General features: G+C 74.2%; 7 protein-coding genes. 1 reads left to right on the forward strand and 6 read right to left on the reverse strand.

The genetic code is table 11. The features are described 5' to 3' along the window. Nucleotides 1-76 precede the first annotated feature (76 nt). Nucleotides 77-1,144, forward strand: coding sequence for an NADH:flavin oxidoreductase/NADH oxidase (locus AWW66_RS21755; RefSeq protein WP_067369570.1), 1,068 nt, complete (start codon nt 77-79; stop codon nt 1,142-1,144). Between the two features lie 140 nt (nt 1,145-1,284). Here AWW66_RS21755 and AWW66_RS21760 read toward each other — a convergent pair whose 3' ends face one another. The 6 genes from AWW66_RS21760 to AWW66_RS36080 all read right to left on the reverse strand — a co-directional run bounded on the left by AWW66_RS21760 (nt 1,285) and on the right by AWW66_RS36080 (nt 9,743). Further along, the gene (locus tag AWW66_RS21760; protein ID WP_067369573.1) at nt 1,285-4,863 is read right to left on the reverse strand and encodes an ATP-binding cassette domain-containing protein; all 3,579 of its coding nucleotides are present in this window, start codon (nt 4,861-4,863) and stop codon (nt 1,285-1,287) included. Nucleotides 4,864-5,016: 153 nt separating this feature from the next. Then, nucleotides 5,017-5,856: a GNAT family N-acetyltransferase gene (locus AWW66_RS21765; protein WP_067369577.1), complete on the reverse strand. Its 840-nt coding sequence runs from the start codon at nt 5,854-5,856 to the stop codon at nt 5,017-5,019. Between the two features lie 71 nt (nt 5,857-5,927). Continuing rightward, nucleotides 5,928-7,100 (reverse strand): flavodoxin-dependent (E)-4-hydroxy-3-methylbut-2-enyl-diphosphate synthase, encoded by a 1,173-nt coding sequence (gene ispG, locus AWW66_RS21770; protein WP_067369580.1) that lies wholly within the window; start codon nt 7,098-7,100, stop codon nt 5,928-5,930. A gap of 9 nt (nt 7,101-7,109) precedes the next feature. Then, nucleotides 7,110-8,360: a M50 family metallopeptidase gene (locus AWW66_RS21775; protein ID WP_067369583.1), complete on the reverse strand. Its 1,251-nt coding sequence runs from the start codon at nt 8,358-8,360 to the stop codon at nt 7,110-7,112. After that, a complete protein-coding gene (gene dxr, locus AWW66_RS21780) occupies nt 8,360-9,571 on the reverse strand; it encodes a 1-deoxy-D-xylulose-5-phosphate reductoisomerase (RefSeq protein ID WP_067369586.1) in 1,212 nt (403 codons plus the stop codon). The genes AWW66_RS21775 and dxr overlap by 1 nt, the downstream gene beginning before the upstream one ends. Nucleotides 9,572-9,614: 43 nt before the next feature. After that, nucleotides 9,615-9,743 carry a hypothetical protein gene (locus AWW66_RS36080; protein WP_281179615.1) on the reverse strand — a complete coding sequence of 43 codons (129 nt, stop codon included), beginning with the start codon at nt 9,741-9,743 and terminating at the stop codon, nt 9,615-9,617. Nucleotides 9,744-9,876: the final 133 nt, after the last annotated feature.

Here is a 9,876-nt window from a genome sequence, read left to right on the forward strand (position 1 = left end):
GGTCCCGCCGGGCCCGGCTCCTGCCCGCCTGACCCTCGCCGGCCCGATCCTGACTCCCCGACCTGAGAGGCACGCCATGAGCGTCCTGTTCACGCCGCTCGCGCTGCGCGCGGTGGCCCTGCCCAACCGGGTCGCCCTGGCCCCGATGTGCCAGTACAGCGCCGGCCCGGACGGCCTGCCCACCGAGTGGCACCGGGTGCACTACGGCACCCGGGCCGTCGGCGGGGCCGGGCTGGTGCTGACCGAGGCCACCGCCGTCGTGCCGGAGGGCCGGATCAGCCCGCAGGACACCGGCATCTGGTCGGACGCGCACGTCGACGCCTGGCGCCCGGTCACCGCGTTCGTCGCCGCCCAGGGTGGCGTACCGGCCGTGCAGCTCGCGCACGCCGGGTTCAAGGCGTCGACCTACCGGCCGTGGGACACCCGGCGCGGTGGGGTGCCCGACGCCGAGGGCGGCTGGACCCCGGTGGGCCCCGGGGACACCCCGTTCGTCCCCGAGTACCGGGTGCCGACCGCCCTGGACGCCGCCGGCATCACCGCTGTCGTCGAGGGGTTCGCCGCCGCCGCGCGGCGCGCCCTCGACGCCGGGTTCGCCGCCGTCGAGATCCACGCCGCCCACGGGTACCTGCTGCACGAGTTCCTCTCCCCGCTGACCAACCACCGCACCGACGCCTACGGCGGGGACCGGGTCGGCCGGATGCGGCTGACCCTGGAGGTGGCCCGCGCGGTACGGGCGGCAGTCGGCGAGGACGTACCGGTGCTCGCCCGGATCTCCGCCACCGACTGGGTCCCCGGCGGCTGGACCGAGGAGGACAGCGTGGTGCTCGCCGGTGAGCTGGGCGCGGCCGGGGTGGACCTGGTCGACTGCTCCTCCGGCGGGGCCTCGACCACGGCGAGCATCCCGGTCGGCCCCGGCTACCAGGTGCCGCTGGCCGCCCGGGTACGCCGGGAGGCCGGGGTCCCCACCGGCGCGGTCGGTCTGATCGTCGAGCCCGAGCACGCCGAGGAGATCGTCGCCACCGGGCAGGCCGACCTGGTGCTGCTCGGCCGGGAACTGCTGCGCGACCCGTACTGGCCCCGGCGGGCGGCGGGCAAGCTCGGCGTCGAGTCGCACTGGCCGGCCCCGTACGCCCGCGCCGCCTGACCCACCCTGCGCGCCCGTCGGGCAGTGCCACGGTCACCGACATACCACCGAGGCATTTTTATACCTGTGTGGTATGTCGGTGACGAAGGGCATGCCGCCCGCCGCAACGCCGCACCCAGACAGGGGCGGCGGGCGGCGGGTCAGCCGGCCAGGTGACCCCAGTGCTCCTCCAGCTCGGCCCAGGTGCCCTGGGCGACCGCCGCGCCGGCCCGCAGGACCACCACCCGGTCGGCCCGGACCAGGGCCGCGCGTTTGGACGTCGAGCCGATCACCGTGACGCCGTGCTGCCGCAGCGCGTCCCAGAGCGCGAGTTCGGTGGTGACGTCCAGGGCGGACGAGACGTCGTCGGCGATCAGCAGTTCGGTCCGGGGCGCCAGCGCGCGGGCCAGCGCCAGGCGCTGCAACTGGCCGCCCGACAGGCGGGTGCCCTTGTGGCCGATCACCAGGCCGAGGCCGCCCCCGGCCGCCGCCAGGTCGTGGTCCAGTTGGGCGGTGGTGACCGCGCCGGTGGCGTCGACCTGGTGACCGAGGGCGATGTTCTCGGCCACCGTGCCGGAGAGCACCCGGGGCAGCTGGCCGACGTACCCGACCTGGTTGGGGCGCAGGAACACCTCCGGTTCGGTGACCGGCTCGCCGTTCCAGGTCAGGGTGCCGGTGTGGTGCACGATCCCGGCCAGGGCCCGCAGCAGCGACGACTTGCCCGCCCCGACCGGCCCCACGACCAGCACCAGGTCGCCCCGGGCCACGGTCAGGTCGACGTCGCGCACGGCGACCGTGCCGTCCTCGTGCACCGCGCTGAACCCGGCCAGCTCCAGCCGGCGCAGCGGGTTGCGCGGCGGCGGCTCGGGGGCCGGGGCGGTACCGGTGACCAGGTCCACCCCGGGCACCGGGGTCGAGTACCCGTCCGACCCGGTCATCTCCACCGTCCGCCGGGTCCACACCCGGGCCGACGGGAACTGGGCGACCAGCGACGCGGTCGTCCAGGCGAACCAGCGGGCGGCGCCGAGGGTGGAGACCGCGACCAGGGTGGCCCCGGCGGACAGCCCGCCGGACAGGAAGAGCGCCCACGCGCCGATCGGCAGCAGGCCGCTGGCCACCGCCGGGGTGGACCGGGACCACACCTGCGCCACGATCTCCCGGCGCTGCCGCTCGCTGCGCGTGGTGTCCAGGCCGGCCAGGTGGTGCAGCACCGGCCCGGTCGCCCCGGCGAGCTTCACCGTCCGGGCGGCGGACAGGGCCGAGACCAGGGCGGTGGCGAAGGTCGCCCGCGCGGCGACCGTCGCCCGCGCGGCGCGTTCCAGCCGGGGTCCGAACGCCGTGGCCGCCGCCCCGGAGGCCACCATCGTGCCCAGGAAGAACAGCGCCGGTACGACGCTGCCGGTGACCACCGTCATGCCGACGATCAGGACCACCGCGATGGCCTGGTCCATCAGGTTGTCGGTCAACTGCACCACCCGGTCCGTGTCGCCGCCCTGGGCGACCACCTCGGCCGGGGTGTGCGCGCTGACCCGGCGCGGGCCGGTCTGCCCGTGGACCAGCCGCGCGTTGATCCGGAGCACCTGCCGGACCCACCACTGCGGGAACCAGAGGTTCGTCCAGTACGGCAACGGGACGGTGACCAGCAGGGCGGCGAGGATCCCGGCGGCGGGCAGCCACACGCTGCCCACCCCGTCGACCAGGTCGGCCCAGAACCAGGGCAGCAGCACACCGTCCAGCCCCAGCAGGGTCATCACCGCGAACATCGCGATCGAGGTCAGGCCGTACCGGGCGTCGTTGCGGCAGAGCCGGAGGATCTCCCGCATGGTCCGGGCGGGCGGCGCCGGCGGCAGGGGTGGCGGCGGGGCCTTCGGCACCGCCGCCCCGGCGGCCCGGACGACGCGCTCCGCCTCCGCCACCGACGGTTCCACCGCCACCGCCACCCCTGCCGCCGCCACCGCCACCCCTGCCGCCGGCTCCGCCACCGGCTGCCCGACCGCCTCCGCCGTCGAATCGCCGGGGCCGGACAGCAGGTCGAGCCCGCCCCCGCCACCGGCGCGCGACCCCGCGTACGCGGTGCTGGTGCTGGTGGCCAGCAGCTCGGCGAAGCGCTGCGAGGTGTGCAGCGGGCCCGCCTCGACGACCGCCCCGTCGGCCATCAGCACCACCTCGTCGCAGCGGCGCACCGAGGAGAGCCGGTGCGCGATGACGATGCCGATCCGGTCGGCGAGCAGGCGTTCGGTGGCCCGCTGCACCCGGGTCTCGGTGACCGGGTCGAGCCGGGCGGTGGCCTCGTCGAGGATCACCACGTGCGGGTCCCGGACCAGGATCCGGGCGAACGCCACGAGCTGCTCCTGCCCGGCCGACAGCACGTACCCGCCCGCGCCGAGCCGGGTGTCCACGCCGTCGGGCAGCTCGTCGATCCAGCCGGCCAGCCCCAGCTCGTGCAGGGCGCGGGTGGCGTCGTCGAGCAGGTCGGGGTCGAAGAGGGCGACGTTCTCGGCGAGGGTCCCGGCGAGGATCTCGGTGCGCTGGGGCACCACGGCGACGTACCGGCGGAGTTGCTCGACGTCGAGGTCGAGCAGGTCCACCCCACCGAGGAAGACCGTGCCGGCGGGCAGCTCGACGGCGCGGGAGAGCACCTTGGCCAGCGTCGACTTGCCCGAGCCGGTGCGCCCGATCAGCGCGTACGACCGGCCCCGGGCGAAGGTCAGGCGGATGTCGCGCAGCGCCGGCTCCCGCCCGGCGTCGGCCGACGGGTACCGGAAGGTCAGGCCCCGGATGACCAGGTCGCCCGGGACCGGCACGACGCCGCCGGTCGGCTCCTGCCGGCTGTCGGCGAGCAACTGCACCCGCGCCCACGCGCCGAGGGCCTGCTGCATCTGCGGGATCATCCGGCTGGCGTTCTCGACCATCGCGCCGTAGCCGAGGGCGAGCAGCCAGACGGCGGTCAGCCGGGCACCGTCGATGCGCCCGGTGACCAGGGCCCAGCCGCCGCCGAGCACCACCACGGCGATACCGGCCCGCATCACCGCCGCCGCGATCATGGTGACCCGGCCGGTCAGCCGGAACACCCGGATCCCCCGCCGCAGGACCCGCGCGGCGCGCTGGGCGAACAGCCGCAGCACGTACGGGCGGGCCAGGCTGGTCCGGACGTCGTCCTGACCGTGGACGGCCTCCTCGACCACCGCGGCGAGATCGGACCAGGCCTCCTCCTCGGCCATCCGGGCCGGGGCGATCCGCGCGGTCGGGCGGCGGACCAGCACCACCAGCAGCACGGTGAGCAGCACCATGCCGACGCCGGCCGGCCACCAGACCAGGAACGCCACCGCCGTGGAGAGCACGCCGGTGGCCAGCGCCTGGGTCAACCGGACGCCCACGTTGCGCACCTCGGCGGCGACGTCATAGACGTCCCCGTCGATCCGGTCGAGCAGCTCGCCGACCGGGGTGTTCTCCAGGGTCGGCAGGTCCTGCCCGAAGGCCACCCGGCACAGCCGCCGCCGCACGTCGGCGGACCAGTCGGCGGTCAGCCCGGCCATCACCAGGCCGACCACCAGGTCGGTGAGGACCGCGGCGACCAGGGCCACCGCCAGCACCACGAAGAGCGTTCCCGAGCGGTGCAGCAGGACCGGGCCGGCCAGCGCGGACGCGGCGGCCTGCCCGGCGGCGCCGAGCACGACGAGGACGGCGACGACCGTCAGCCGGCGCGGGGAGGTGACCCACAGGTCACGGAGCAGGCGCATCGAGATCCCTCCGGGACGCGGGGTGGCGAAGCCTCCAGCCTTCCGGTCACGCCGGGGTCGCTCAACGCATTTTCGCCCGTACCCGGGCAGGTGGGGCGGGCTCGCTCAGAAGATCACGCCGCCGCAGGACACGACGCCGCAGGACACGACGGCTCAAAAGAGCACGGTGGCGAGGGTGCCCACCCGGCGGAAACCGCAGCGCTCGTACACCCGGCGGGCCGGCAGGTTGAAGTCGTTGACGTACAGGCTGACCGTCGGGGCGACCCGCAGCAGCGCGTCGCGGACCACGGCCGCCATCGCCGCCACGGCGATCCCCCGGCCCCGCCACTCCGGGGCCACCCAGACCCCCTGGATCTGGGCGGTCCGCCGGGTCACCACCGCCAGCTCGGCCTTGAAGACCACCCGGCCGTCGACGAACCGGGCGTACGCCCGCCCGGCCCGGACCAGCTCGTTGACCCGCCGCCGGTAGCTGCGCCCGCCGTCGTCGACCAGCGGCGAGACGCCGACCTCCTCGGTGTACATGGCCACCGCCGCCGGGAAGAGGCGGTCCACCTCCCCGCCGCGCACCTGGCGTACCTCCGGGTCGGGTGGCACGGCCGGCAGCGCGTCGGTGACCAGCAGCGGCTGGTTGGGGCGGACGTCGCGGGCCGGGCCCCAGACGGAGCCGAGCCGCTCCCAGAGGCCGAGGACGGCGTCGGCCCGCCCGACGATCGACGAGCAGATCCGTTCCTCACCGGCGAGCAGATCGGCGTAGGCGTCGACGGCGTCCTCGGAGGCGAGCACCGGGGTGAGGTTGCCGCCGAGCCAGCAGATCGACTCCAGGCTGCGCCGGGCGCCGTACCCCAGGACCCGGCCCTCGGCGCGCCACCAGGCGAGGCCGCGCGCCGCGACCCGCTCGGCCACCTGCGCCCCGGCGAACGGGTCGAGATCGAGCAGCCGCTCGACGGCGCGACGCTCCGACTCCCCCAGTTGCCGCACCGGAACCGTCAGCACGGCTACAGCCTGCCAGATCCTCCGGGCCGCGCGCCGGCCGAGTAGGCAAGCCGGCCGGCGCGCACCACCGGTCAGTGCACGGTGACGGTCGCTCCGGGGAGCAGGTCGCGCAGGTCCTCCGGCAGCTCGGCGCCCATCTCGTCGGCCAGCCGCAGCGCTTCCTCGATCAGCGTCTCGACGATCTGCGCCTCCGGCACGGTCTTGACGACCTGGCCCTTGACGAAGATCTGGCCCTTGCCGTTGCCGGAGGCCACCCCGAGGTCGGCCTCCCGGGCCTCGCCGGGGCCGTTGACGACGCAGCCCATCACGGCGACCCGCAGCGGCACCGGCAGCCCCTCCAGGCCGGCGGTGACCTCCTCGGCGAGCTTGTAGACGTCGACCTGGGCCCGGCCGCAGGACGGGCAGGAGACGATCTCCAGGCCGCGCTCGCGCAGCCCCAGCGACTCCAGGATCGCCGCGCCGACCTTGATCTCCTCCACCGGCGGGGCGGAGAGCGAGACCCGGATGGTGTCGCCGATCCCCTCGGCGAGCAGCGCGCCGAAGGCGACCGCCGACTTGATGGTGCCCTGGAACGCCGGGCCGGCCTCGGTGACGCCCAGGTGCAGCGGGTAGTCGCACTGCTCGGCGAGCTGCCGGTACGCCCGGACCATCACCACCGGGTCGTTGTGCTTGACGGAGATCTTGATGTCCCGGAAGCCGTGCTCCTCGAAGAGCGAGCACTCCCACAGCGCCGACTCGACCAGCGCCTCGGCGGTGGCCTTGCCGTACTTGGCGAGCAGCCGCTTGTCCAGCGAGCCGGCGTTGACCCCGATCCGGATCGGGGTACCGGCCGCCGAGGCCGCCGCCGCGATCTCCTTGACCTTGTCGTCGAACTGGCGGATGTTGCCCGGGTTGACCCGGACCGCCGCGCAGCCGGCGTCGATCGCCGCGAAGACGTACTTCGGCTGGAAGTGGATGTCGGCGATCACCGGGATCTGCGACTTGCGGGCGATCGCCGGCAGCGCCTCCACGTCGTCCTGGCTGGGCACGGCGACCCGGACGATCTGGCAGCCGGAGGCGGTCAGCTCGGCGATCTGCTGGAGCGTGGCGTTGACGTCGGCGGTGAGGGTGGTGGTCATCGACTGCACGGAGACCGGCGCGCCACCGCCCACCGGCACCGAGCCGACCATGATCTGACGGCTGGCCCGGCGCGGGGCCAGCGGCGGGGGCGGTACGGCGGGCATACCGAGACTGACAGCGGTCACTTCAGGCACTCACCTTGAGAAGAGCGTGATCGGGTTGATGACGTCCGCGGTGATGGTCAGCAGCGTGAACGCGCCACCGATCAGGATCACCCCGTACGTCAGGGGCATGAGTTTGAGGTAGTCGACCCGCCCCGGGTCGGGCTTGCCCAGCCGGGCGAAGATCCACGACCGGGCGCGCTCGAACCAGGCGATGGCGATGTGCCCGCCGTCCAGCGGCAGCAGCGGCAGCAGGTTGAACACGCCGATGAAGAAGTTCAGCGAGATGAAGAGCATGAAGAAGACGATCCAGGCGTTGTTCGCCACCGCCTCGCCGCCGAGCCGGCTCGCGCCGACCACGCTGATCGGGGTGTCGATGTCCCGCTCGCCGCCGGTGATCGCGGTCCACAGCGCCGGCACCTTCTCCGGCAGCCGCTTCATCGCCTCGTACGTGTTGACCGCCATGGTGCCGGTGAAGTCGGCGGTGGCCCCGAACGCGCCCAGCGGGCCGTACGTGACCCGGGCCGGGGTGGTCGGGATCAGGCCGACGCCGAGCGCGGCGACCGGGGCGACGGTGCCGTTCGGGTCGTCCAGCGGCGGGCGCTGGGTCTGCGCCAGCACGGTGCTGACGGTGGCCGGCTGGCCGTCGCGGACGTACCCGATCTCGGCGGTGCTGCCCGGCCGGACGGTCCGGATCGCCGCGAGCAGGTCGCCGTAGTCGGCGATCGGGGTGCCGTTGAGCGAGGTGATCCGGTCCCCGTCGCGCAGGTTGGCGGCGGCGGCCGGGCTGGCCGGGTCACCGGGGGCGCAGGCCCGGTTGGCGAACTCCGGCACCACGCAGTCGGCGAGCGCCACCACGGCGGGCTCGGCCCGGATCTGCTCCTCGGTGCTGGGGAACTGCGGGTTGGGCAGGCCGGCGGAGATCGCCATGATCCAGACGCCGATCAGGGCGAGCGCGAAGTGGGTGGCCGAGCCGGCGGACATCACGATCGTCCGCTTCCAGACCGGGTACCGCCACATCGCCCGCTTCTCGTCGCCCGGCTCGACGTCGTCGTCCTGCGGGGTCATGCCGACGATCTTGCAGAAGCCGCCGAGCGGGATGCCCTTGAGGCCGTACTCGGTCTCGCCCCGGCGGAAGGACCAGATGGTGGGGCCGAAGCCCACGAAGTAGCGGGTGACCTTCATGCCGAAGGCCTTGGCGGTCGCCAGGTGCCCCGCCTCGTGCAGGCTCACCGAGATGAGGATGGCCAGGGCGAAGAGCACCACCCCGAGCAGGTACGCCATCAAGCTCCTTCCACCGATGCCACGATGATCTCCTGCGCGTGCGCACGCGCCCACGACTCGGCGGTGAGCACGTCCTCGACGGTACCCGGTTCGGCATAGTCGGGAGCGTCGTCCAGCACCCGCGCGAGGGTGTCGACGATGCCGAGGAACGGTAGCCGGCCGGCGACGAAGGCCGCCACGCACTCCTCGTTCGCCGCGTTGTAGATCGCCGGCCGGCAGCGCCCTGCCTCGCCGGCCGCCTTGGCCAGCGCCACCGCCGGGAACGCCGCGTCGTCCAGCGGGTGGAACTCCCAGGTGTGCGCGGTGGTCCAGTCGACGGCGGAGGCCGCCTGCGGCACCCGGTCCGGCCAGCCCAGGCCGAGCGCGATCGGCAGCCGCATGTCCGGCGGGCTGGCCTGCGCGATCGTCGAGCCGTCGACGAACTCGACCATCGAGTGGATCACCGACTGCGGGTGCACCATCACGGTGATGTCGGCGTACGGCACGTCGAACAGCTCGTGCGCCTCGATCACCTCCAGCGCCTTGTTGACCATGGTCGCCGAGTTGATCGTGACGACCGGCCCCATGCTCCAGGTCGGGTGGGCCAACGCCTGCTCCGGCGTGACCCCGGTCAGCTCGTCGCGCCGCTTCCCCCGGAACGGCCCGCCGCTGGCGGTCACCACCAGCCGCCGCACCTCGGCGGCCGAGCCGGACCGCAGGCACTGGGCGAGCGCCGAGTGCTCGGAGTCCACCGGCACGATCTGCCCCGGCCGCGTCACCGCAGCCTTGACCAGGGGGCCGCCGGCCACCAGGGACTCCTTGTTGGCCAGCGCGAGGGTACGCCCGGCGCGCAGCGCGGCCAGGGTCGGCGCGAGCCCCAGCGACCCCACCACCCCGTTGAGCACCACGTCGCACGGCCACTGCGCCAACTCGGTCATCGCGTCCGGCCCGGCCACGATCTTGGGAAGCTTGAAGTCGCCGGTGGCCCAGCCGCGCCGGCTCGCCTCGGCGTAGAACGCGAGCTGGAGATCCTGCGCGGCGGACGCCTTCGCCACCCCGACCGCCTCCACCCCCAGCTCCAGCGCCTGGGCGGCGAGCAGTCCGACGTTTCCGCCACCGGCACCCAGCGCCACCACCCGGAACCGGTCCGGGTTGCGCCGCACGATGTCGATGGCCTGGGTACCGATCGAGCCGGTGGAACCCAGCAGCACACAGTCGCGGGGGGAGGTCACCGACCCATTCTGTCCCACCCCCGCTGTGCCCCCGCTGGGAGCCTCAGCCCTCCCCCGCCACCTGCTCCGCGACCTCCGCGCCCTCGTCCTCGACCACCGGTGCCTCGTCGTCGAGCAGGTCGGCGGGGTCGACGGAGAACTCGGCAAATGCCCCACACGCCTTCCAACACACCCCGCTCGGCTGGACACCCCGAAGTCGCGAAGACCCCCACATCACCCCAAAGCACTCCCATCCTGCCGACCCGGGTGGACCTTGGAAGATTTCGGCCCCTCTCTTGGGCTCAACCGGTGGTTGCAACACCGAT

The sequence above is a fragment of the Micromonospora rosaria genome (assembly GCF_001567585.1).
GTDB lineage: Bacteria > Actinomycetota > Actinomycetes > Mycobacteriales > Micromonosporaceae > Micromonospora > Micromonospora rosaria.